Below are 22,738 nucleotides of genomic sequence, written 5' to 3' on the forward strand. Positions count from 1 at the left end.
GAGGTCCGGGGCAGCCCGCGCCAGAAGGCGCGCTCGAAGTGGCTGCCCCGGACCTTTTTGTTGCTCCCCGCACAACTCACTCTGCCCCGCCCCGAGACCCCTTACCAGCGAATTTCCGCGCATCAGCCGTTAATCCGGGGGCGCCGCCGGTAGGCGAGGGTGAGCACGCCCAGCAACGGCCCCCACAGCAGCAGGGGGCGCGTAGGACAGGCTGAAGATCCGCAGGGCGAGTCCGGTGGGCGCGTCGGGGTTCGCGGCGTTGACCTCGGTCCACGTCGCGGCGCCGAGGCAGGTGATGCCGGTGAGCGCGAGCGCGCCCGGCGCCGCGGGGACCACCGCCACCAGCGGGTGGAACCGGCGCCCGCCCAGCCGGGGAATCCAACGTGGCAGCTCCTCGCCCCAGCGCCGCACCAGGCCGAGGCTCAACAGGCCCAGGCATTTTGATGGCCGACGACCAAGAGGACATCCGCAGCGGATTCCGGCTGATCCTCGATTCACAGCCGGACATGACCGTCGTGGGGGAGGCGCCGGACGGCGAGAGCGCCGTGGCGCTGGCCCGGCAGCTGCGGCCCGACGTGGTGCTCGGGGACATCCGGATGCCTCGGTTCGACGGGCTGGAGGTGACCCGGCTGCTGGCGCCCGGGACGCGGGTGGTGGTCGTGACCACCTTCGGCCTCGACGGATACGTGCACACCGCACTGCGCAACGGCGCCTGCGGTTTCCTGCTCAAGCGGTCCGGACCGGCGCTGCTGACCGAGGGCGTACGGGCCGCGATGGCGGGGGACACCCTGATCAGTCCGCAGATCACGGTGCGGCTGCTGAGCCGGCTGTCGCAGTCTGCCCCGGTCACCCGGCCCGTGGACCATCCGCTGACGAAGCGGGAGCTGGACATCGTACGGCTGGTGGCGCGGGGTCTCACCAACGCCGAGATCGGCGCGGATCTGTTCATCACCAGACCCATATCGCGAGCGTCCAGGCGAAGACCGGGGCCAGGAACCGGGTGGGGATCGCCGCGTGGGCATGGGAGCACGGCATCGCGAAAGCGGAGGCCGACTAGTCACGTTTCACGTGAAACGCGGGCGTTGTTTCACGTGAAACAACGCGGCGCATGAGCGGCCAGGACAGCAGTCCGACGGCGAGCGCGATGGCGTGGCCGAGGTCGGTGAAGGTGCCGCCGGTGGCGAGGGGAATCCCGAAGAAGGCGATCGCGCCGGCGAGGTAGAACCATCTCCAGGGGCGGGGGAGCCGGTACGTGAGGACACCGATGGAGGCCGCGAGCCCGTAGCTGACGCCGATGTCGACGACATGGGTCATGCTGCGCGGGGCCCGGTGGTCCTGGATGGCCGTCAGAAGGACCTTCTGGCTGATCAGGGTGGCGACGACATGAGCGGTGGCCACGATCACGAGCCAGCGCGGGGTTCCGAGCCAGCGTTCGACGGGGGCGTGGAACACCTCGAAGAGCACGGCGTAGAGGGCCAGTGAGGCGGGGTTGGCGATCCAGAACGCGCTGCTGATGAGTGCTCGGACGGGGTGCTGGACGAGCTGGTGGATGTTGCTGCTGTTGCGGTGGAGCAGGACGCGGTCCACCTGGTCGGGGGCTATCGCGACGATGACACTGGTCACGGCGATGATCAGCAGCCAGATGTGCGTTCCGGGCGAGGAGCGTATCCAGGACCGCAGGGGCCGGGAAGGCTCCGGGTCGGTTCGCTCGCTCATGCACCGATGATGACCCGCAAAGCTGTGCCCCGCCTGGCCGATGGGCCGGGCGGGGCACGGTTGCGCGAGTACGGCGGCCGGGCCTACTCCTCGCCGGCCAGCGTGAGGCGGCGCAGCTTCTGGCCCGCGTAGACCGTGGCTCCGACGGTGACCACGACGAGCAGGACCGAGGCGGTGGGCAGGCCCACCGTGGCGTCGACGTAACCCTGCCCGGCGACCTTCTCGGCCAGGGCCAGGGCCCACTGCTGGACGCTGAGGGTCTTGGCGCCCGAGACGAGGCTGCCGAAGAGCGACTCCCAGATCAGGGCGTAGACCAGGCCGAAGACGACCGCATGCCGGCTGACCGTGCCCAGCAGCAGGAACAGTGCGCTGTAGGCGATCGAGGCCACGAGCGCGGCGATCGTGTAGGCGACGGCGATCTGCTGGCCGTTGCCGTTGAGGATGAATCCGGCGATCAGGGTGGGGATCGCGGAGAAGGCCATGGTGACGGCGATGGCCACGATCAGCTTGGTCATGATGATCGTCGGGCGCTTCACCGGCTTCGCCAGCAGATAGACGATGGAGCCGTCGTCGATCTCGGGACCGATGGCGCCGGTACCGGCGATCACGCCGATCAGCGGGACCATCGTGGCCAGGGCGAAGCCTCCGAGCAGGTCCGCCGCGACCTTGTCGTCCACACCCGTGAAGGCGCGGACGGCGATGGCGATGACGATCAGCAGGGCGGGGAGCGCGAAGAGGATCAGCGCTCGGCGCCGGCCGAGCAGGGCCCGGTAGGTGAGCCGGGCGACGGTGGGGTTGTACACGTACATGGGTGCCAGCTCCTTTCAGGCCGTGACGAGGTAGGAGAAGACCGACTCAAGGGACTCGTCGGAAGGCGAGACCGTCAGCAGCCGGATGCCGTGCTGTCGGGCCACGACGGGCAGCAGTTCGGTGAAACGGCCGAAGTCGACGGCCTGGATGCGCAGCGCGCCCTCCTTCAGGTCGACCTCGATACCGGCCGTGGAGGGGTCGGCGATCAGGGCCGCTGCGAGGGCCCGGTCGTCGGAGGAGCGGACGAGATAGCGGTGCGGGCGGTCCGTCATCAGGCGGCGGATCTTGCGGAAGTCGCCGGAGGCGGCGTGCCGTCCGGCCACGACCACCTCGATGTGCGAGGCGAGCTGCTCGACCTCCTCCAGGATGTGGGAGGAGAACAGGACGGTGCGTCCTTCGGCTCCCATGCGGCGCAGCAGGTCCATGAGCTGCATGCGCTGGCGGGGGTCCATCCCGTTGAACGGCTCGTCCAGGAGCAGCACGGACGGATCGTGGACGAGGGCGGACGCCATCTTCACGCGCTGGCGCATGCCCTTGGAGTAGGTGGAGATCTTGCGGTCCTGCGCGTACTCCATCTCGACGGTGGCCAGTGCGCGCTGCGCGGCCGCGTCATCGAGGCCGTGGAGTTCGGCGTTGGCGACGACGAACTCACGGCCCGTGAGGAAGTCGTACATCGCCTCGCGCTCGGGCACGACGCCCACGTGCTTGTAGATCTGCTCGTTGCGCCAGATCGGAGCGCCGTCGAGGGTGACGGTGCCCGTGGAGGGGGCGAGGAAGCCGCCCATCATGTTGATGAGCGTGGACTTGCCCGCGCCGTTGGGGCCCAGGAGTCCCGTGACACCGGGGCCGATGCGCATGGTCACGTCGTTGACGGCGACGACGTTCCCGAACCAGCGGGAGGTGTGGTCGATGTCGATGGTGGTCACAGCCCGGCCTTCCGGTAGCGGGCCATCAGGGCGGCATAGGAGCCGGCGATCAGGCCGAGGGCGACGAGCAGGTAGACGAAGCCGATGCCGGCCGAGGGGCCCTCACCGCCGGGGAAGGCGGAGGTGGCGCCGAGGAACGCGGTCTGCACGCCGTCGATCAGGGTGATCGGGGAGAACAGGCCCAGCCAGTCGATGGCTCCCGTGTTCCCGGTGCTGTAGGCGATGCCCTGTACCGCGGTGACTGCCCCGTAGGGGATCAGGAGCACCGCGATGATCGCCGCGACGCCGAACCCGCGGCGTGGGGTGAGCGCGGCCATCACCAGGCCGATCCCGGAGAAGAGCAGCGACAGCAGCAGAACCGACACGAGTCCTTGCCCGAATCCCTTGGTCTGGTCGGCGAAGTCGAACTTCGCCAGGAGCGCGCCGATCCACATGATCAGCAGCGGGGTCGCGGTGAGGATGAACATGGCCGAGGCCATGGCCGCGTACTTGGCGACGACGTAGTCGACGCGCTCGATGGGCCGCGAGAAGTAGAGCGGAACCGTCTTGAAGCGCAGGTCACGCGATACGGACTGCGGCGCCTGGGAGGCGAGGTAGAGGCCGATGACCACCTGGGTGGTCAGGGCGTAGGTCGTGTACTTGATCGGCAGGTCCGTGGAACCGGGCACCGCGATGGCCACCGCGACGATGATCAGCGCCGGAACGCACATCACCGCGAAGAGCAGCATCGGGAGGACCTTGGACTTGGCGGACCGGCCGAGCCCGTAGGCGCCGCGCAGGGACTGCGAGAACAGCGACTTGCGGGCGTAGGCACGGCCGAGCCGCGGTCCGTCGTAGGACCGGTAGCCGATGTTGTGGATCTGCGTCGACGTCTCAGGCGCCATCGGAACCGGCTCCCTTCTGCTGAGCGGTGTACGCGGGCTGGTCGTTGTCGCGGAAGACCTCCGCGATGTGGTGGCGGCGCTGTTCCATGCGGACCAGGCCGATGCCCAACTCGGCCACGGTGTCGCGGATGGTGTCGTAGGTGTGCTCGCCGGTGGCCTCGACGAGGAGGATGTGGCCGGCTCCGGGCAGGCCCTGCTCCGCGCCGGCGTGCAGGGCGATGCCCGCCTCGGCGAGTGCCTTGCGCAGGGCGGCGGAGCCGTCCGGATGGGCGTCGGAGTCGGTGACCTCGACCGCGAGGGTCGTGGTGGTCTGGGTGAAGTCGCTGGTTGAGCTGGAGCGCAGCAGCTTGCCGCCGTCGACGACCACGACGTGGTCACAGGTCCGCTCCAGCTCGCCGAGGAGGTGGGAGGTGACCAGGACGGAGATGCCGAAGTCGGTGTAGACGCGGCGGATCAGGCCGAGCATCTCATCGCGCCCGACCGGGTCCAGACCGTTGGTCGGCTCGTCCAGAAGGACCAGCTGGGGGTCGTGGACAAGTGCCTGGGCGAGCTTGACGCGCTGCTTCATGCCCGTGGAGTAGCCGCCGATGGGGCGGTACCGCTCCTCGTACAGCCCGACGTGGCGCAGGGTGTCGGCGGTGCGCTCGCGGGCCGCGGTCGGCGGCAGTCCGGACATGCGCGCCATATGGACGACGAACTCGGTGGCCGAGACGTCGGGTGGCAGGCAGTCGTGTTCGGGCATGTACCCGACGCGTTCACGGATGGCGCTGCCATGCGTATTGACGTCGAGGCCGAGCACGGCGGCGCTGCCCTCGGTGGCGGGGGACAGTCCCAGCAGAATCTTGATCAGCGTGGACTTGCCGGCTCCGTTGGCGCCCACGAGCCCGGTCACGCCGGGTCCGATGTCCAGGGAGAGCCGGTCGAGGGCGGTCACTCGGGGGTACCGCTTGCTCAGGCTTTCGGTCGCGATGACAGTCACGGATCCGACGTTAGTGGTGTGGCTCTCGCCAGGCGTCAGACCTGGAGCTGGATCCCGTCTCCGCCTTCCGGCGTACATACCCGTACTGGAGGCTGATGTGGACCGGACAACTTTGTCCACAGGTCCGTGTCCGGCCCTTGACGTGGTCTCCGGTCATTGTCACATTCATCAGTGTCAACTTACGGGCGCGTACGGCTCTACGGATGGACGGCTGACATGGCTGGGGACACCAGGCAACGCACCGCGCGACACCCCGGACGGCACCCCGGACGGCTCTCTGCCGACCTGAGCGGGTTCAGAGAGGTGCAGCGCCTCTCGTACGAGTGCGCCGAGGCGGTCGCGGCCCAGTTGCGGCCCGGAGTGACCGAGCGCGAGGCCGCGCGCATGCAGCGCGAGTGGCTGCGCGCCCGCGGCGTCCGGGACTGGTTCCACCTGCCGTTCGCCTGGTTCGGGGACCGCACCGCCTTCGCGAACTTCCGCATCCCCCTGCAGTTCTTCCCGACCAGTCGGCGGCTGGAGCCGGGGATGCCGTTCATCCTCGACATGGCGCCCGTCTACAAGGGCTTCTCGGCGGACATCGGCTACTCGGGCAGCCTCGGTCTGAACCCGGTGCAGGACCGGCTCATGTCCGATCTCCAGGCGCACCGGACGCTGATCCTGGAGCAGGTGCGGGAGCGCCGCTCCCTGCGCGAGATCTACGAGGACGTCGAGCGGCTGATGAACCGGCAGGGGTACACCAACCGGCACCGCGCCTATCCCTTCGGCGTGATCGCCCACAAGATCGACCGGGTGAGGGAGCGGCGCTGGTCGCCGACGGCGTTCGGGTTCGGTACCCAGTCCCTCAAAGGTCTGGCCGCTGACGCCCTGCACGGGCACCGTGAGGGCTGGTCCCCGCTGTGGAGCCCCTACCACTTCTCCGATCACCCGCCGCAGCCCGGCCTGTGGGCGGTGGAGCCGCACCTGGGCTTCCGGGGCACCGGCGCGAAGTTCGAGGAGATACTCGTGGTCACCGACTCCCGGGACCCCGAGGAGAGCGCGTTCTGGCTGGACGACGACCTGCCGCACGTGCGGCGCTGGGCCGAGGAGGAGAAGGCAGCATGAGCGGCGTGAGCGGAGCAGGAGCGGCGGAGCTCGCGGGTGCGCGGGAGCACTGGGTGCGCACCGGCGGGATCGAGTTGTGCGTGGTCGAGCTCGGCGAGAGGGGCCGCCCGACCGTACTGCTGGTGCACGGCTACCCGGACAGCAAGGAGGTCTGGACGGAGGTCGCCGAGCGGCTCGCGACCCGCTTCCACGTGGTGCTCTACGACGTACGCGGCCACGGGCGCTCCACCGCGCCGCACCCGCTGCGCGGCGGCTTCACCCTGGAGAAGCTGACGGACGACTTCCTGGCGGTGGCGGACGCGGTCAGTCCGGACCGGCCGGTGCACCTGGTGGGCCACGACTGGGGTTCCGTACAGGGCTGGGAGTTCGCGACGGTCGGCCGTACGGAGGGCCGGATCGCGTCCTTCACATCGATGTCGGGGCCCTCCCTGGACCACTTCGGCCACTGGATCAAGAGGCGCATGTCGCGGCCGACCCCCCGAGCGGCGGCGCAGCTCCTCGGCCAGGGCGCCAAGTCCTGGTATGTCTACATGCTGCACACTCCCGTGCTGCCGGAGCTCGCCTGGCGCGGACCCCTCGGCAAGCGGTGGCCCAAGATGCTGCAGCGCATCGAGAAGGTGCCGGCCGGCTCCTACCCGACGGCCTCGCTGCCGTCGGACGCGGCGCACGGCGCCTGGCTCTACCGCGACAACGTGCGGCCGAGGCTGCGCCGGCCGCGCTCCGACGCCTACGCGCACGTACCGGTGCAGCTGATCACTCCGACCGGGGACGCGTTCCTGTCCGAGCGGCTCTACGACGGTCTGGAGCGGTGGGCCCCGGACCTGCTGCGGCGGACCCTGCCGGCCAAGCACTGGATCCCCCGCACCCGGCCCGACCAGCTCGCCTCCTGGATCGCCGAGTTCGTCACGGCCCGGGAGGAGCCGGCCGCGCGGGCCCCTCAGCGGAAGGCCCCGGCCGCGTACGCCGACCGCTTCGGGGGCCAGCTGGTCCTGGTCACCGGCGCGGCCAGCGGCATCGGTCGGGCCACCGCCTTCTCCTTTGCCGAGGCGGGAGCGCGGGTGGTGGCCGTGGACCGGGACGCGGAGGGCGCGGCGCGCACGGCCGACATGGCCCGCCTCGTCGGCGCCCCCGAGGCGTGGGCGGAGTGCGTCGACGTCAGCGACGAGCAGGCGATGGAGAAACTGGCGGTGAAGGTCGCCGCCGAGTACGGAGTAGTCGACGTCCTGGTCAACAACGCCGGCATCGGCCTGTCGGGAGCCTTCCTCGACACCACCGCCGAGGACTGGAAGAAGGTCCTGGACGTCAATCTGTGGGGCGTCATCCACGGCTGCAGGATCTTCGGGAAGCAGATGGCCGAGCGCGGCCAGGGCGGGCACATCGTCAACACCGCGTCCGCCGCGGCCTATCTGCCCTCCCGCACCCTGCCCGCCTACAGCACCTCCAAGGCCGCGGTGCTGATGCTGTCGGAGTGCCTGCGCGCGGAACTCGCCTCGAAGTCCATCGGGGTCTCCGCGATCTGCCCCGGCATCGTCAACACCAACATCACCGCCACCTCGCGCTTCGCCGGTGTGGACGAGGCCGAGGAGAAGCGCCGCCAGGAGCGCTCCTCGCGGCTCTACGGCCTGCGCAACTTCCCGCCGGAGAAGGTGGCCGACGCGATCCTGCGCGCCGTGGTCCGCAACGAGGCGGTCGTGCCGGTCACGCCCGAGTCCAAGGGCGCCCTGTGGATGTCCCGTTTCGCGCCGCGCGTCCTGCGGCGCATCGCGCGAGTGGAGCCCAAGCTGTGAGCAGGCGACGGTATCCGAACTCGTCCACGGGGAGAGAGCCCGGCACGGCCGTATCCCGCTCCTTCCGGCGGTCGTACCATCCCTCGCAGGAGGGCTCGCTGCGCAGGGCGGTCGAGTACCTTGCGGCCTCACCTGCCGCCCGGGCCGCGGCCGGCGCGGTCGGCCGAGCCGCCATGTCGTAGGGAGCCGGGATTGTCCGATCAGGCGGTAGCCGAGTACCGGATCGAGGATCTGGCGCACCACAGCGGGGCGACGGTGCGCACGATCCGCGCCTACCAGGACCGCGGTCTGCTGCCCAAGCCCGAGCGGCGGGGCCGCTCGAACGTCTACCGGGACACGCATCTGGCGCGGCTTCGCCAGATCGCCGACCTGCTGGACCGGGGATACACCCTGGCCTCCATCAAGGAGTTGCTGGAGGCCTGGGACGCGGGGCGCGGCCTGGGCGGCGTACTGGGGCTGGTCGCCGAGGTGCACGGGCCGTGGACCGACGAGGAGGCGGCCCGGATCAGCAGGGACGAGCTGAACGAACGGTTCGGCGGCCTGCCGGACGACGACGCGGTGGGCGAGGCCTGCGAGCTGGGCGTGCTGGAGCGGATTCCCGGGCGCCCGGACCAGTTCCTGGTGCCGTCCCCGCAGGAGCTGGCGGTGGCCGCCGAGCTGCACGCGGCCGGGGTGCCGCTCGCGGCGATCACCGGACACCTCCGGGAACTGCGCGGCCAGGTGGAGCACATCGCCTCACGGTTCCTGGAGTTCACCACCGAGCACGTCTTCGCGCGCTACCTCGGGCAGGTGCCGCCCACGGACGCGGACGCCGCGGAGGCGGCGACGATGGTGCGGCGGCTGCGGCCGCTGGCACAGCAGACCGTGGACGCGGAACTGGCGCGCGCCATGCGGCTCTTCGCGACCCGGCACCTCCAGCGGCACCTGGGAACGGCCGGCGCCCCGCAGCCGACGGGTTCCTCACCGGTGGCTCTGCCGGCCGGGACGGTACGGGCGGTGCAGGAGCTGGTCGGCGCCGACCATGTGGCGGAGTTCGTGCGGGCCGCGACGGAGCGGGAGCTCCAGGCCCGGACGATGAACGACCTGGCGCGCCGGACCGGCCGGTAGCGCCTGAAGGCAGTCGGTCCACAGGTTCCACAGGGCGGATCACGCGTTTGCCGTCAAAACCCGCCCAAACGGCTGTGGACAAGTGCCCTTTTCCTGTGGGTAACTGAGACGGCGTCTCAGCCCACGGTCTGGTACGCACCCCTGTCGGGTCCCTCACCGGCCGCCGTGACGACCCCGGGGAGCGTGGCCGGTACGGCCGTTCCGCCCGGCTTCGGAGCGGCAGCCTCTGGGCCTTCGCCGCCTACAGGGCGGCCGCTCGCGCCGCTCTTCGCCCCGGTCCCGTAGAGGAGGGCGGCCAGGGCCAGACCGAGGGCCCCGCCGGCCAGCTGGGCGGCGACGAAGCCCGGCAGCGACCCGGGTGCGATGCCCGTGAAGGAGTCGCTGAAGCTGCGCCCGATGGTGCCGGCCGGGTTGGCGAAGGAGCCCGAGGAGGTGAACCAGATCGCGGCCGCGAGGTACGCCGCCACCGCCGCCGGTATCAGCCTCGCGCGCCCGATGCGCCCCAGCCCCTGGATCACGAGGACGAGGCCGGCGGTGGCGATCACCTCGCCGACGAGCAGGTGGCCCCCGTCGCGCACCTGGGTGGCGAAGGTGCCCGGGGTCCGGCCGAACATGGTCTCCGCGAGGACGGCGCCGCCGATGGCACCCGCCGTCTGCGCGGCGACGTAGACGGACACCTCACGGCCGCCGAGCCCCGTACCGCCGGTGCGGCCGTCCCACCAGGAGGTGAGGGTCACCACCGGGTTGAGGTGGGCGCCGGACAGCGGACCGAGGAGAGTGATGATCAGGCCGAGACCGATCGCCGACACGAACGAGTTGGCGATGAGGGCTACACCGGTGTCGGGGCTGAGCTCCGCGGCCTTGAGGCCGGATCCGACCACGACCACGAGCAGGCCGGCGGTCCCGGTCAGCTCGGCAGCCGCACGGCGTGGCAGAGAGGTGTGGGCTGTCATGGTTTCTCCCCCAGAGCAGAAGTGTTAATGGAAAATATATTCCGCATCTTGGAATCAAGATAGAGGGTGTCCGGTGCTGCGCGCCCGTCGAAAATCGCTGCCGAAGGACCTGCGGAGCGGGCACGCTGGGGCTCATGGATGAAAGACGCACCGTAAAGGTGTCCAAGTACGTCTCGAAACACCTGAGGCACCAGCCGGAACGGATCGGACTGGTGCTCGATCCCCATGGCTGGGTGGAGATCGACGACCTGCTGAGCGCAGCCGCCGCGCACGGCTTCCACGTCAGCCGCGCCGAACTCGACCATGTCGTGGCCGCCAACGACAAGCAGCGGTTCGCTGTCGACGGCACCCGCATCCGTGCCAGCCAGGGGCACACCGTGGCCGTGGACCTGGACCTGCCGGAGGCTGAACCGCCCGCCCACCTCTACCACGGCACCGTGGCCGCCGCCCTCGACTCGATCCGTGCCGAGGGCCTGCGCCCGATGGCCCGCCACCACGTGCACCTGTCCCCCGACCGGGAGACCGCGACCCGGGTCGGCGCGCGCCGCGGCCGGCCCGTCGTGCTCAGCGTGGACGCCGGGGCGATGCGTGCGGCCGGGCACGTCTTCCGGATCAGCGCCAACGGGGTGTGGCTGGTGGACGCCGTGCCCCCGCAGTTCCTGCGCTTCCCGTAGCCCGGCCGGCGAACCTTGCCCTGTGGGACAGGCCGGCCGGACCTACGCGGAGCTCGGGCCCGCCCGCTTCCCGTACGGAGCGGCGACGACCGGTGGATTCAGCTGTCGAGCTGTGCCAGGGCCTCGGTGGCGATCTTCTCGAAGACGGCCTCGTCGGCGGCGAAGTCGGAGTCCGGGATCGGGGCGTGGATGACCAGCTCCGTGAAGCCCAACTCGCGGTGCCGGCCCGCGAAGTCGACGAACGCGTCCACGGACTCCAGCACGGTGTTGGCCTCGGGCGTGAAGCCGGTCAGCAGGATCTTCTCCATGGGCTCGGGGGTCCGGCCATTCTCCACGAAGGCCGTGTCGAGCCGTTCGAGCTGCCCGCGCAGGGCCTCCAGCGACTGTTCGGGCGTGCCGTTCTCAAAGAGCTTCGGGTCACCGGTGGTGACCCACGCCTGCCCGTACCGGGCGGCGAGCCGCAAACCGCGCGGGCCGGTCGCGGCGATCGCGAACGGCAGCCGCGGCCCCTGCACGCAGCCGGGGATGTTGCGGGCCTCCTCGGCCGAGTAGAAAGTGCCCTCGTGGCTCACGGAGCCTTCGGTCAGCAGCCGGTCCAGCAGCGCCACGAACTCGGCGAAGCGGTCGGCGCGCTCACGCGGGGACCAGGCTTCCTGGCCCAGCGCCGTCGCGTCGAACCCGTTGCCGCCGGCCCCGATACCGAGGGTGATACGGCCGCCCGAGATGTCGTCCAAGGTCATGAGGTCCTTGGCGAGGGTCACCGGGTGACGGAAGTTCGGCGAGGTGACGAGCGTGCCCAGGCGCAGCCGCTCGGTGGCGGCGGCCGCCGCGGTCAGGGTGGGCACCGCACCGAACCAGGGCCCGTCGCGGAAGGTCCGCCACGACAGGTGGTCGTAGGTGTAGGCCGTGTGGAACCCGAGCTGCTCAGCCCGCAGCCACTGGTCCCGGCCCCCCTCGTGCCATCGACGTACCGGAAGGATCACCGTGCTCAGACGCAGACTCATGCGTCGAGCGTACGGCGGGCCGTTGTTTCACGTGAAACATTGCGTTTCACGTGAAACAACGCCAGCGGCGCCAGCCTGGCTTGATCATGGTCCGGTCCTCCGCTCACATGGGTGAAGATGGAGCCGTGACCTCGGCTCCTCAGTGCCCGGACGGGCCAACCCCCATGCCCCGGCTTATCGCCACCGACCTCGACGGCACCCTGCTGCATGACGACAAGTCCGTCTCGCCGCGTACCGTCGCGGCACTGGCCGCTGCTGAGGAGGCGGGTATCGAGGTCTTCTTCGTCACCGGTCGGCCTGCGCGATGGATGGATGTGGTCGCCGACCACGTCCACGGCCATGGCCTCGCGATCTGCGCCAATGGCGCGGCGGTGGTCGACCTGCACGCCGGGCGGGAGTTCGTTCAGGTCAGGGACCTCCCCAGACAGGCCGCACTCTCCGTCGTCGAAGCCCTGCGCGCGGAGGCGCCCGGCACGTCCTTCGCGGTGGAGCTGACCACCGGCATCAACTACGAGCCGGCCTACCCGCCCTTCTTCAAGGATCCGGGCGCCAAGCTCGCGACCGCCGAGGAACTGCTCCACGAGCACTCGGACGAGAGCGCCGCGCCCGTGCTCAAGCTGCTGGCGCACCACTCCGACATCACCCCGGACGAGTTCCTCGTACTGGCCCGCTCCGCCGCGGGCGTGCACGCGTCGATCACCCGGTCCAGCCCCACCTCCCTGCTGGAGATCAGTGGGCAGGGCGTGTCCAAGGCGAGCACCCTGGCGCTGTGCTGCGCCGAACGGGGCATCTCCCCCGACGAGGTCGTCGCGTTCGGGGACATGCCGAACGACGTGGAGATGCTCAGCTGGGCCGGCACCTCCTACGCGATGGGCAATGCCCACCCCGATGTGATCACGGCCGCGTCCGGCCGCACCGTCGCCAACAACGAGGACGGGGTCGCCCTCGTCATCGAGCGCATCCTGGCCGAACGCCTCACATGGCACCAGGCGTAGGCAGCTCAGCCCTACTGGAGCGGGGCCTCCCACACCAGGGTGGTCCCGCCGCCGCCGTCCCCGATTCCGGGACCGTAGGAGCTCGTGCCGCCCAGCGACTCCGCCCGCCGCCGCAGGTTGCGCAGGCCGCTGCGCCGGCCGCTCTCAGGGATGCCCACCCCGTCGTCGGCGACCTCCAGCCGGACTCCGGCCCTGCCGTCGGGCAGCGTGACGGTGCAGTCCAGGACCACCTCGATCCGGGACGCCTCGGCGTGCCGGAAGGCGTTGGACAGCGCCTCGCGCAGCGCGGCGATCAGATTCTTGCCCACCAGCTCACCGACGAGCGTGTCGATGGCTCCGAGGAAGCGGTGGGCGGGTGTGAAGCCCAGCGGGACGGCCGCCATGTTGATCTCCCGCAGGACGCGGGTGCGCAGCCCGGACGGGGCTTCCGCGGGTCCCTGCTGCAGGGCGAAGATCGCCGTGCGGATCTCCTGGATCGTCACGTCCAGTTCGTCCACGGCCTTGCCCACGCCGTCGCGCACCTCTGGGACGATCGACCGGCGCTGGGCGCCCTCCAGCATCATTCCGGTGGCGAACAGTCGCTGGATGACGAGGTCGTGCAGGTCACGGGCGATCCGGTCACGGTCCTCGAAGACCGCCAACCGCTCCCGGTCGCGTTGCGCCTCGGCCATCATCAGCGCGAGCGCGGCCTGCGAGGCGAACTGGGTGGCCAACGTCCGCTCCGCCTCGGTGAAGGGCCGCTTGCCGCGGGCGCGCGGGGTGACCAGCGCACCCAGCACCCGCCCCCCGCTGTGCAGGGGGAGCATCATGCACGGGCCGTACTGGCTGGTGAGCCGGCTGACCATGCGAGGGTCCGACGAGGCGTCGTCGGTGAAGACCGGGTCCCCCCGCAGCAGGTGGTCGACCACCGGGCTCTCGGCCGGGATCACCACGCCGAGCGACGTGGCGGGGTTCTCCGCCGAGACCGCGACGATCTCCATCCCGCCCTCCTCGGCCGGCAGCAGGACGATCCCGGCGGCGGAGTCGGCCAGCCGGCGGGCCTGCTCGGCCACTACCGAGAGGGCGTCGTCGGCGTCCCCGCCGGAGAGCAGAGCAGTGGTGACGGCCACCGAGCCGTCGATCCAGCGCTCGCGCTGGGTGGCGGCCTCGTACAGGCGGGCGTTGCCGATGGCGATGCCCGCCTCGGTGGCCAGCACCCGGACCATGTGGAGGTCGTAGTCGTTGAACTCGACGCCGCCGTTCTTCTCGGCCAGGTACAGATTGCCGAAGATCTCCCCCTGCACCCGGATCGGGACACCGAGGAAGGTCTTCATGGGCGGGTGGTGCGCCGGGAAGCCCGCCGAGCGCGGATCCTTCGTCAGATCGGCGAGCCGCACGGTGTCGGAGTGCGAGATCAACGCTCCGAGCAGGCCCCGCTTCCCGTCCGGGCGGTGTCCGATCTTCCGGGACAGCTCGGGACTGATCCCGTGGGTGACGAAGTCCGAGAGCCCTCGGCCCTCCGTGTCGACGACACCGATCGCCGCGTAGCGGGCGTCCGCCAGCTCGGCCGCGGTCTCGCAGATGCGGTCGAGCGTGGAATGGAGCTCCAGGCCGGTACCGACCGACCGCATGGCCTCCAGCAGCTGCGGCACCCGGGCCGTCAGCTCGGTGGACAGGCCGTGCAGGCTCTTGGTGGCCTGGGTGGCCGCCGCCAAGGGGTCCGGTGCTCCCTGCGATGGATCCGGCAGGGGATCCGGTGGTTCCTGCGACGGCTGCGCTGACATGTCCGTGAGCCTAGTGCCGCGTCAGGCAACGTTCGCCCCGTGGCGACGCCCGGCACGCACTCTCGTTAGTCCCTATGAGCGGGGAAAGTTGGCCATACTCCCGTCCGTCTCCCGTTCGCGCTCCAGCATCCGGCGCAGCGGCCCCTCCACGGCGGCCAGCTCCGCGTACCCGCCGCGCTGCACGACCTCGCCACGGTCCAGCACGAGCACCTCGTCGACCGCCTCCAGGCCGGCCAGCCGGTGCGTGATCAGCACGGTGGTCCGGCCCTCGGTCGCGGCCAGCAGGTCCGCGGTCAGGGCGTCCGCCGTGGCAAGGTCCAGGTGCTCGGCCGGCTCGTCCAGGACCAGCACGGGGAAGTCCGCCAGCAGCGCCCGGGCCAGGGCCAGGCGCTGGCGCTGGCCGCCGGAGATCCGCTCGCCGTGCTCGCCGACCAGCGTGTCCAGCCCGTCCGGCAGGCCGTCCGCCCACTCCAGCAGGCGGGCCGCGGCCAGGGCGTCCCGCAGCTGCTCCTCGCTCGTCCCGGTGCGGGCCAGCCGGAGGTTCTCCCGGACCGAGCTGTCGAAGAGATGCGCGTCCTGGGCGCACAGGCCCACAAGTGCCCGTACGTCGTCGCCGTCGAGCATGCGCGCGTCGGCGCCGCCCAGGGTGTAGGAGCCCTCGGCCGGGTCCAGGAACCGGAGCATGACCTGGGCCAGCGTGGTCTTGCCGGAGCCCGAGGCGCCGACGACGGCGATACGCCGGCCGGCCTCCAGGGTGAGGTCCAGGCCGCGCAGCGCGTCCCGCTCCTGGCCCGGGTGGCGGGCGGTGAGCCCGGCCAGCGTGAGCGGGAAGGGGGAGGCGGGCGCGGTGGCGGGCTGCTCCGGCTCGGCGACGGGGACGGGAGCGTCGATGACCTCGTAGACCCGTTCGGCGCTACGGCGCACCCGCTGGCGGTACTGCACGGCGAGGGGGAGTCCGCTCACCGCTTCGAAGGCGGCGAGGGGCGTCAGGACCGCGACGGCCATCGCGACCCCGGACAGCCGTCCGTCATGGACCGCGTTCGCGGCGACGGCCGCGGCGGCCACGACCGTCAGCCCGCAGACGAGGGCGGACAACCCTCCGCCCAGCCCGCCCGCGGCGGCGCCCCGGGCGGCGATACGCGTCAGGACTCCGTCGCTCTCCCGAGCCCGGCCCTTGCGGTCCCCCAGCGCCCCGGCCACGGTCAGCTCCGCGGTGCCGGTGAGCAGGTCGGCCACCCGGGTGGCGAGCTCGCCCCGGGCGGGCGCGAGCCTGCGCTCCGCACGGCGGGCGCAGGCACCGCTGACCAGCGGTACCCCGAGCCCCGCGGCGAGGAGGCCGACGGCGAGCACCGCTCCGGCCTCGGGCAGCAGCCAGGTCGTGAAGGCCACCGAGCCCGTTCCGACGAGCACCGCGGTGCCGACGGGCAGGAGCCAGCGCAGCCAGTAGTCCTGCAGGGCATCGGCGTCGGCGACCAGCCGGGCCAGCAGGTCCCCGCGGCGGTGCTCGCGCAGCCCGGCGGGCGCGATGCGCTCCAGCCGCCGGTACACCGACACCCGCAGGTCGGCGAGCATCCGCAGGACGGCGTCGTGCGAGACGAGCCGCTCCGCGTACCGGAAGACGGCGCGGCCCAGTCCGAAGGCCCGGGTCGCGGTGACGGCCACCATCAGATAGAGGACGGGGGGCTGTTCGGAGGCCCTGGAGATCAGCCAGCCCGACACGGCCATCAGGCCGACGCTGCAGCCGACGGCCAGCGACCCGAGCAGCAGCCCCAGCCTGAACCGCCCCTGCCATGCCCTGGCCACCGCCCGCACCCGGCGCAGCGGATCGGCTCCCTCCGCGTCGGACGTTCCGCCGGGCCTCACCCGCTCGGGGGCTGCACCGAGGATCCACTCGCCGGCGTCCGGGTCGAGACCGCCGGGGGAGGGCTCCTCGGCACCGGCTCCGGTTACCGCAGGGTGGGGGAGCGGCCCTGCGAGCAGGGCCGCTCCAGGGCGGGGACCGTCGGTCCCCGGACCGGCCGTCATGCGGACCACCCGGTCCGCGACGGCGAGCAGGGCCGGCCGGTGCACGACCAGGAGCACCGTCCGCCCGGCGGAGAGCCGCCGGACGGCGTCCACGATCCCCGCCTCGGTCTCGCCGTCCAGCGCCGCCGTCGGCTCGTCCAGCAGCAGCACCGGCCGGTCCGCCAGGAAGGCCCGGGCCAGCGCCAGGCGCTGCCGCTGCCCGGCGGAGAGGCCCACACCGCCTTCGCCCAGCAGGGTCTCGGCCCCGCGCGGCAGCGCGGACACGAACTCCCAGGCCCCGGCGTCCTTCAGCGCGGCGGCCACCTCGCCGTCACGGGCGTCCGGGCGGGCCAGCCGTACGTTCTCGGCGACCGTCCCGGCGAAGAGGTGGGGCCGCTGCGGCACCCACGCGATCTGCTTCCGCCAGTGCTCCGGGGACAGTTCGGCCAGGTCCGTACCCGCGATCCGCACCCGCCCGGCAGTCGGCCGCACGAATCCCAGCAGCACCTGGAGGAGGGTGGACTTGCCGGCCCCGCTCGGGCCGGTGAGGGCCACGCACTCCCCCGGTCCGACGGTCAGCGAGACGGGACGGGGCGAGTCCTCGTCACGTCCCTCGTAGCGGACGGCGACCCCGTCGATCTCGATCCGCAAGGGGGCGCCGCCCGGCAGGTACGCCGTACCCGCCGGGCCGACGGTGGGGGTCTCCAGGACCTCGAAGATCTCCTCGGCGGCCGCCAGCCCTTCCGCGGCCGCGTGGTACTGCGCTCCTACCTGCCGCAACGGCAGGTAGGCCTCGGGCGCCAGGATCAGGATGACCAGGCCGGTGTAGAGGTCCAGTTCACCGTGGACCAGCCGCATGCCGATGGTCACCGCCACCAGCGCGACCGACAGGGTCGCCAGCAGTTCCAGGGCGAAGGACGACAGGAACGCGATGCGCAGCGTCCGCATCGTCGCCCGCCGGTAGTCGTCAGTGATCTTACGGATCGACTCGGCCTGCGCCTTCGCCCGGCCGAAGACCTTCAGCGTGGGAAGACCGGCCACCACGTCCAGGAAGTGCCCCGACAGCCGCGACAGGAGCCGCCACTGGCGGTCCATCCGGGACTGGGTGGCCATGCCGATGAGGACCATGAACACCGGGATCAGGGGGAGGGTGACCACGATGATGGCCGCCGACACCCAGTCCTCGGTGACGATACGGGCGAGCACCGCCACCGGCACCACGACCGCGAGCCCCAACTGGGGCAGGTAGCGGGAGAAGTAGTCGTCGAGGGCGTCCACGCCCCGGGTCGCCAGCGACACCAGCGACCCGGTCCGCCGACCGCCCGGATGCCCGGGACCGAGCTCCGCGGCCCGGTCCAGCAGCCGCCGGCGCAGCTCCGACTTGACCGCCGCGCCCGCACGGTGCGCGGCCAGCTCCGTCAGCCATGCGATCAGCGCCCTGCCGAGCGCCACCGCCGCGAGCAGCAACAGCGGCGTACGGAGAGCAGCGCCGCCGAGACCTTCCTCGAAGGCGCCGACCACGATCTCGGCGATGAGCATTGCCTGACCGACGACCAGCCCCGCCCCGGCAAGCCCCAGGGCCACCACCGCCCCCAGGAAGAGGCGGGTGGAACGGGCGTACCGGAGCAGGCGCGGGTCGATCGGTTTCACGTGAAACATCCCTCCAGGCTCAGTGCGCGTCGACGATGTGCTGCGTACCGATCCGCTTGCGGAACACCCAGTACGTCCAGCCCTGGTAGAGCAGCACGAGCGGGGTGGCCACGGCGGCCAGCCAGGTCATGATCTTCAGGGTGTACGGGCTGGACGAGGCGTTGGTGACCGTGAGGTTCCAGGCCGTGTCGAGCGAGGAGGGCATCACGTTCGGGAAGAGCGTCAGGAAGAGCATCGCCACGGCCGCCGCGATGGTGATCCCGGACAGTGCGAACGACCAGCCCTCGCGGCCCGCCAGGTTGAAGCCGAGCGCCCCGAGCAGGGCCGCCACCGCCACGGCCATCGCGACCAGGCTCTTACCGTCACCGCGCGAGACCTGGGTCCAGATCAGGAAGACCAGCGCCAGGACGGCGGCGACGAGGCCCAGCACGGTCGCCATCCCGCGCGCGCGGTCCCGGATGTCGCCGACGGTCTTGAGCGAGGCGAAGACCGCGCCGTGGAAGGTGAACAGGGTGAGGGTGACCAGACCGCCGAGGAGCGAGTAGACGTTGAGCAGGTCGAGGAGGCTCCCGATGTACTCCTTGTTCTGGTCGATCTTCACTCCGCGCACGATGTTGGCGAAGGCCACGCCCCACAGGAAGGCGGGGATCAGTGAGGTCCAGAAGATCGCGTGTTCCCAGTTGGTCTGCCAGCTGTCCTCGGGGCGCTTGTGCCGGTACTCGAAGGCCACTCCGCGGATGATCAGGCAGACCAGGATGAGCAGCAGCGGCAGGTAGAAGCCGGAGAAGAGGGTGGCGTACCAGTCGGGGAAGGCGGCGAAGGTCGCACCGCCGGCCGTGAGCAGCCAGACCTCGTTGCCGTCCCACACGGGCCCGATCGTGTTGATCAGGACCCGCTTCTCCGTACGGTCGCGGGCGAGCAGCTTGGTCAGTACGCCGATGCCGAAGTCGAAGCCCTCCAGGAAGAAGTAGCCGATCCACAGGACGGCGATCAGCACGAACCAGACGTCGTGGAGCTCCATGGTGCGTTCTCCTCAGCCTCAGTACGAGAAGGCCATCGGCCGGTCGGGGTTCTTGTCGTCCCCGCCGATCTTGGTGGGCGGGTTGAGGTCGGCCTCGGTGAGCTCCGGCGGGCCGAGCTTGACGTACTTGACCAGGAGCCTGACCTCGATCACGGCCAGCGCGGCGTAGAGCAGGGTGAAGCCGATCATCGAGGTGAGCACCTCGGCCTGGGAGACGTGCGGCGAGACGGCATCCCGGGTCCGCAGGACTCCGTAGACCACCCACGGCTGGCGGCCCATCTCGGTGAAGATCCAGCCCCAGGAGTTGGCGATGAGCGGGAAGCCCATGGTCCAGAGGGCGACGATCCAGTAGAGGTTGCCGATCCTGGGGCTCAGCGCCTTCTTGAAGAGCACCAGGTTCGGGACCTCGTCCTCCCCGGTGCGCAGCCCCGGCGGCAGCAGGAACTTCCTGCGGGTCAGCCAGAGCCCCAGCATGCCCACACCGAGCGAGGCCATGCCGAAGCCGATCATCCAGCGGAAGCCCCAGTAGGCGACCGGGATGTTGGGCCGGTAGTCGCCCGGCCCGAACTTCTCCTGCTCGGCCTTGTTGACGTCGTTGATGCCCGGGACGAAGGAGGTGAAGTCGTCGTTGGCGAGGAAGGACAGAAGGCCGGGAATCTCGACGGCCACCTTGTTGTGGCCCTTCTCGACATCTCCGTAGGCGAAGACGGAGAAGGGCGCGGGCGCCTCGCCGTCCCAGAGGGCCTCGGCGGCGGCCATCTTCATGGGCTGCTGCTTGAACATGACCTTGGCGAGGAGGTCACCGCTGATCGCCGTGCCCATGCCGGCGATGATCAGGACGACGAGGCCCAGGCGCAGCGAGCTGCGCATCACGGGGACGTGCTTCCTGCGCGCCAGGTGGTAGGCGGAGATGCCGGCCATGAACGCACCGCCGACGAGGAAGGCGGCCGTGATGGTGTGGAAGAACTGGGTGAGCGCGGTGTTCTGGGTGAGCACCAGCCAGAAGTCGGTGAGCTCGGCCCGGCCGCGCTCCTCGTTGATCCGGTACCCGACCGGGTGCTGCATCCAGGAATTGGCCGCCAGGATGAAGTAGGCGGACAGGACGGTGCCGATGGACACCATCCAGATGCAGGCCAGGTGGATCTTCTTGGGCAGCTTGTCCCAGCCGAAGATCCACAGTCCGATGAAGGTGGACTCGAAGAAGAAGGCGATCAGCGCTTCGAAGGCGAGGGGGGCGCCGAAGATGTCACCCACGAATCGCGAGTAGTCGGACCAGTTCATGCCGAACTGGAACTCCTGGACGATGCCGGTGACGACACCCATCGCGATATTGATCAAGAAGAGCTTTCCCCAGAACTTTGTGGCCCTGAGGTACTTCTCCTTCTCGGTTCGCACCCAAGCGGTCTGCAGGCCGGCCGTGAGCGCGGCGAGCGAGATCGTGAGGGGCACGAAGAGGAAGTGATAGACGGTGGTGATGCCGAACTGCCATCGAGCCAGGGTTTCTGGCGCCAGAGCCAGGTCCACGTCCTCGTCTCCTTCGTGTCGCCGTGATCACAAGGGAGATCCGCCTCCAGAGCCCTCTCGAACCAGGAGGAAGCAGACACGCTTGTGAACGCGTTCACATTCACAAGCATTATGGCGCACCGCTTTCGGCGACCTGCACGCGGGGTACCCCCTAGCCAATCCGTTCAACAGATTGTTGAATCTGGCTCATGCGGATTCGAATCTCCTGGCCTGCGGGCCAACTCACAGCAACCCTGGACGAGACCCCGACCAGCAAGGCACTGGCCGAGGCCCTTCCGATCTCCGCCTCCGCCCACACCTGGGGCGAAGAGGTCTACTTCGACACCGGCGTCAGCGTGGCCCTGGAGGACGACGCCCGGCAGGTCGTCGAGCCCGGCACCGTCGCGTTCTGGACCGAGGGCGACGCCCTCGCGCTGCCCTACGGCCCGACGCCCGTCTCGCGCGGAGGCGAGAGCCGCCTGGCGAGTCCGTGCAACGTGCTCGGCTCGTTCGACGGCGACCCCCGCCTGCTCTCCACCGTTCGCGACGGCGATCCCGTCCGCGTGGAACTGGCCTGAACCTCCCGGCCGGCCCGTCCGCGCCCGCAGAGCCTGGTGCCGCGCCTGACGCGGCACTAGATCTCCTTGAAGAACGCCTCCGCCGTGTGCAGGAAGAGGTCGTTCGCCTCGGGCTCACCGATCGTGACCCGAAGGCCCTCGCCCGCGAAGGGCCGGACCACCACACCGGCCTTCTCGCAGGCGGCCGCGAACTCCGCGGTCCGCTCGCCCAGCCGCATCCACACGAAGTTCGCCTGCGTGTCCGGCACGGTCCAACCCTGCGCCAGCAGCGTCTCGTGAACCCTCGCGCGCTCGCCCACCAGCGCCCCGACGCGGCCCATCAGCTCGTCCTCGGCCCGCAGCGAGGCCACCGCCGCGTCCTGCGCGAGCTGGCTGACGCCGAAGGGCACCGCCGTCTTGCGCAGCGCCGCCGCCACCCGCTCGTGCGCCACCGCGAAGCCGACCCGCAGGCCGGCCAGCCCGTACGCCTTGGAGAACGTACGCAGCACGGCGACATTGGGGCGGTCGCGGTACAGCTCGATGCCGTCCGGGACGTCCGTGTCGCGCACGAACTCGCGATACGCCTCGTCCAGGACCACCAGGACGTCCGAGGGCACCCGGTCCAGGAAGCGCTCCAGCTCGGCCCGGCGCACGGCGGTGCCGGTGGGGTTGTTCGGGTTGCAGACGAAGATCAGCCGGGTCCGCTCGGTGATCGCCGCGGCCATGGCGTCCAGGTCGTGCACGTCCCCCTCGGTCAGCGGGACCCGCACCGAGGTCGCGCCCGAGATCTGCGTGATGATCGGGTACGCCTCGAAGGACCGCCAGGCGTACATGACCTCGTCGCCCGGGCCGGCCGTGGACTGGATCAGCGACTGGGCCACGCCCACCGAGCCGGTGCCGGTGGCCACGTGCTCGACCGGCACGCCGAACCGCTCGGCGATCTCGTTCACCAGGCCGGTGCAGGCCATGTCGGGGTACCGGTTGAAGGTCCCCGCCGCCGTGACGGCGCTCTCCAGCACCCCCGGCAGCGGCGGGTACGGGTTCTCGTTCGAGGACAGCTTGTACGCGACGGGCCCGCCCGCGGCAGCCGGCTTGCCGGGCTTGTATGTCGGAATGCCGTCCAGCTCGGCGCGCAGCTTCGGGCTGTTCTCGCTCACCGCAGGTCCTCCTCGACCGTCCCGTACGACGTCGCCGTCGACTCAATACTGCTCACCTTATGAGGATTCCGCCCTCACGAGAATGGGGGCGCCTGGAATGCGGGGGAGCGCGCGCATATATGCGCGCGCCGGTGGCCTGCGCCGTAG

At 70.7% G+C, this 22,738-nt stretch carries 19 protein-coding genes and 1 pseudogene; 7 read left to right on the forward strand and 13 right to left on the reverse strand.

What is annotated here, in order from left to right:
- Window positions 1-129 precede the first annotated feature (129 nt).
- A complete protein-coding gene (locus tag ACFWFZ_RS19300; protein ID WP_387123814.1) occupies window positions 130-426 on the reverse strand; it encodes a hypothetical protein in 297 nt (98 codons plus the stop codon).
- Between the two features lie 17 nt (window positions 427-443).
- On the opposite strand from ACFWFZ_RS19300, the pseudogene ACFWFZ_RS19305 reads away from it, so the two are divergent.
- Window positions 444-1,057, forward strand: a pseudogene (locus ACFWFZ_RS19305) (response regulator).
- Here ACFWFZ_RS19305 and ACFWFZ_RS19310 read toward each other — a convergent pair.
- The 5 genes from ACFWFZ_RS19310 to ACFWFZ_RS19330 form a co-directional block, all read right to left on the reverse strand.
- On the reverse strand, window positions 1,054-1,716 hold the full coding sequence (locus tag ACFWFZ_RS19310) for a rhomboid-like protein (protein ID WP_387123816.1): 663 nt from the start codon (window positions 1,714-1,716) through the stop codon (window positions 1,054-1,056). The pseudogene ACFWFZ_RS19305 and the gene ACFWFZ_RS19310 overlap by 4 nt on opposite strands.
- 83 nt (window positions 1,717-1,799) lie before the next feature.
- Window positions 1,800-2,519, reverse strand: a complete 720-nt coding sequence (locus ACFWFZ_RS19315) for an ABC transporter permease subunit (RefSeq protein ID WP_356815343.1) — start codon at window positions 2,517-2,519, stop codon at window positions 1,800-1,802.
- A 21-nt stretch (window positions 2,520-2,540) separates the two neighbouring features.
- Entirely contained in the window at window positions 2,541-3,452 is a 912-nt protein-coding gene (locus ACFWFZ_RS19320) for an ABC transporter ATP-binding protein (RefSeq protein ID WP_387123818.1), read from the reverse strand.
- Complete coding sequence (locus ACFWFZ_RS19325) at window positions 3,449-4,336, reverse strand: ABC transporter permease (RefSeq protein ID WP_387123820.1); 888 nt, start codon at window positions 4,334-4,336, stop codon at window positions 3,449-3,451. Before ACFWFZ_RS19325 ends, ACFWFZ_RS19320 begins: the two co-directional genes overlap by 4 nt.
- Window positions 4,326-5,315 carry an ABC transporter ATP-binding protein gene (locus ACFWFZ_RS19330; RefSeq protein WP_387123822.1) on the reverse strand — a complete coding sequence of 330 codons (990 nt, stop codon included), beginning with the start codon at window positions 5,313-5,315 and terminating at the stop codon, window positions 4,326-4,328. Before ACFWFZ_RS19330 ends, ACFWFZ_RS19325 begins: the two co-directional genes overlap by 11 nt.
- A gap of 216 nt (window positions 5,316-5,531) precedes the next feature.
- Here ACFWFZ_RS19330 and ACFWFZ_RS19335 point away from each other — a divergent pair, with 216 nt between their 5' ends.
- From ACFWFZ_RS19335 to ACFWFZ_RS19345, 3 genes are all read left to right on the forward strand, one after another.
- Window positions 5,532-6,416, forward strand: a complete 885-nt coding sequence (locus tag ACFWFZ_RS19335) for a M24 family metallopeptidase (RefSeq protein ID WP_387123824.1) — start codon at window positions 5,532-5,534, stop codon at window positions 6,414-6,416.
- Window positions 6,413-8,203 carry an SDR family oxidoreductase gene (locus ACFWFZ_RS19340; RefSeq protein WP_387123826.1) on the forward strand — a complete coding sequence of 597 codons (1,791 nt, stop codon included), beginning with the start codon at window positions 6,413-6,415 and terminating at the stop codon, window positions 8,201-8,203. Before ACFWFZ_RS19335 ends, ACFWFZ_RS19340 begins: the two co-directional genes overlap by 4 nt.
- 192 nt (window positions 8,204-8,395) lie before the next feature.
- On the forward strand, window positions 8,396-9,310 hold the full coding sequence (locus ACFWFZ_RS19345) for a MerR family transcriptional regulator (RefSeq protein WP_387123828.1): 915 nt from the start codon (window positions 8,396-8,398) through the stop codon (window positions 9,308-9,310).
- A 116-nt stretch (window positions 9,311-9,426) separates the two neighbouring features.
- On the opposite strand, the gene ACFWFZ_RS19350 is transcribed toward ACFWFZ_RS19345, so the two are convergent.
- On the reverse strand, window positions 9,427-10,263 hold the full coding sequence (locus ACFWFZ_RS19350; RefSeq protein ID WP_387123829.1) for an aquaporin: 837 nt from the start codon (window positions 10,261-10,263) through the stop codon (window positions 9,427-9,429).
- Window positions 10,264-10,397: 134 nt separating this feature from the next.
- Between ACFWFZ_RS19350 and ACFWFZ_RS19355 the strand changes: the two genes are divergently transcribed.
- The gene (locus tag ACFWFZ_RS19355; RefSeq protein WP_387123831.1) at window positions 10,398-10,937 is read left to right on the forward strand and encodes an RNA 2'-phosphotransferase; all 540 of its coding nucleotides are present in this window, start codon (window positions 10,398-10,400) and stop codon (window positions 10,935-10,937) included.
- 98 nt (window positions 10,938-11,035) lie between these two features.
- Here ACFWFZ_RS19355 and ACFWFZ_RS19360 read toward each other — a convergent pair whose 3' ends face one another.
- Window positions 11,036-11,941, reverse strand: a complete 906-nt coding sequence (locus tag ACFWFZ_RS19360) for an LLM class flavin-dependent oxidoreductase (RefSeq protein ID WP_387123832.1) — start codon at window positions 11,939-11,941, stop codon at window positions 11,036-11,038.
- A gap of 107 nt (window positions 11,942-12,048) precedes the next feature.
- On the opposite strand from ACFWFZ_RS19360, the gene ACFWFZ_RS19365 reads away from it, so the two are divergent.
- Complete coding sequence (locus ACFWFZ_RS19365; RefSeq protein ID WP_387123834.1) at window positions 12,049-12,936, forward strand: Cof-type HAD-IIB family hydrolase; 888 nt, start codon at window positions 12,049-12,051, stop codon at window positions 12,934-12,936.
- An 11-nt stretch (window positions 12,937-12,947) separates the two neighbouring features.
- Here ACFWFZ_RS19365 and ACFWFZ_RS19370 read toward each other — a convergent pair whose 3' ends face one another.
- The 4 genes from ACFWFZ_RS19370 to ACFWFZ_RS19385 form a co-directional block, all read right to left on the reverse strand.
- Complete coding sequence (locus tag ACFWFZ_RS19370) at window positions 12,948-14,699, reverse strand: GAF domain-containing protein (RefSeq protein ID WP_387123835.1); 1,752 nt, start codon at window positions 14,697-14,699, stop codon at window positions 12,948-12,950.
- A gap of 72 nt (window positions 14,700-14,771) precedes the next feature.
- Window positions 14,772-18,353 (reverse strand): thiol reductant ABC exporter subunit CydD, encoded by a 3,582-nt coding sequence (gene cydD, locus ACFWFZ_RS19375; protein ID WP_387123837.1) that lies wholly within the window; start codon window positions 18,351-18,353, stop codon window positions 14,772-14,774.
- Window positions 18,354-18,372: 19 nt separating this feature from the next.
- Window positions 18,373-19,374 carry a cytochrome d ubiquinol oxidase subunit II gene (gene cydB, locus ACFWFZ_RS19380; RefSeq protein WP_387123839.1) on the reverse strand — a complete coding sequence of 334 codons (1,002 nt, stop codon included), beginning with the start codon at window positions 19,372-19,374 and terminating at the stop codon, window positions 18,373-18,375.
- A gap of 18 nt (window positions 19,375-19,392) precedes the next feature.
- Complete coding sequence (locus ACFWFZ_RS19385; RefSeq protein WP_387123841.1) at window positions 19,393-20,898, reverse strand: cytochrome ubiquinol oxidase subunit I; 1,506 nt, start codon at window positions 20,896-20,898, stop codon at window positions 19,393-19,395.
- A 188-nt stretch (window positions 20,899-21,086) separates the two neighbouring features.
- Here ACFWFZ_RS19385 and ACFWFZ_RS19390 point away from each other — a divergent pair, with 188 nt between their 5' ends.
- Complete coding sequence (locus ACFWFZ_RS19390; protein WP_387123843.1) at window positions 21,087-21,455, forward strand: cyclophilin-like fold protein; 369 nt, start codon at window positions 21,087-21,089, stop codon at window positions 21,453-21,455.
- A gap of 56 nt (window positions 21,456-21,511) precedes the next feature.
- Here the strand turns inward: ACFWFZ_RS19390 and hisC are convergent, their stop codons facing one another.
- Window positions 21,512-22,591, reverse strand: a complete 1,080-nt coding sequence (gene hisC / locus ACFWFZ_RS19395; protein ID WP_387123845.1) for a histidinol-phosphate transaminase — start codon at window positions 22,589-22,591, stop codon at window positions 21,512-21,514.
- Window positions 22,592-22,738: the final 147 nt, after the last annotated feature.

The sequence above is a fragment of the Streptomyces sp. NPDC060232 genome (assembly GCF_042726555.1).
Taxonomy (GTDB): domain Bacteria; phylum Actinomycetota; class Actinomycetes; order Streptomycetales; family Streptomycetaceae; genus Streptomyces.

Bases quoted from the DNA above. Each gene is read 5' to 3' on its own strand.
- ACFWFZ_RS19310 (WP_387123816.1), bottom strand. From the start codon at position 1,716: ATGAGCGAGCGAACCGACCCGGAGCCTTCCCGGCCCCTGCGGTCCTGG.
- ACFWFZ_RS19325 (WP_387123820.1), bottom strand. From the start codon at position 4,336: ATGGCGCCTGAGACGTCGACGCAGATCCACAACATCGGCTACCGGTCC.
- ACFWFZ_RS19335 (WP_387123824.1), top strand. From the start codon at position 5,532: ATGGCTGGGGACACCAGGCAACGCACCGCGCGACACCCCGGACGGCAC.
- ACFWFZ_RS19340 (WP_387123826.1), top strand. From the start codon at position 6,413: ATGAGCGGCGTGAGCGGAGCAGGAGCGGCGGAGCTCGCGGGTGCGCGG.
- ACFWFZ_RS19350 (WP_387123829.1), bottom strand. From the start codon at position 10,263: ATGACAGCCCACACCTCTCTGCCACGCCGTGCGGCTGCCGAGCTGACC.
- ACFWFZ_RS19355 (WP_387123831.1), top strand. From the start codon at position 10,398: ATGGATGAAAGACGCACCGTAAAGGTGTCCAAGTACGTCTCGAAACAC.
- ACFWFZ_RS19360 (WP_387123832.1), bottom strand. From the start codon at position 11,941: ATGAGTCTGCGTCTGAGCACGGTGATCCTTCCGGTACGTCGATGGCAC.
- ACFWFZ_RS19365 (WP_387123834.1), top strand. From the start codon at position 12,049: ATGGGTGAAGATGGAGCCGTGACCTCGGCTCCTCAGTGCCCGGACGGG.
- ACFWFZ_RS19370 (WP_387123835.1), bottom strand. From the start codon at position 14,699: ATGTCAGCGCAGCCGTCGCAGGAACCACCGGATCCCCTGCCGGATCCA.
- cydB (WP_387123839.1), bottom strand. From the start codon at position 19,374: ATGGAGCTCCACGACGTCTGGTTCGTGCTGATCGCCGTCCTGTGGATC.
- ACFWFZ_RS19390 (WP_387123843.1), top strand. From the start codon at position 21,087: ATGCGGATTCGAATCTCCTGGCCTGCGGGCCAACTCACAGCAACCCTG.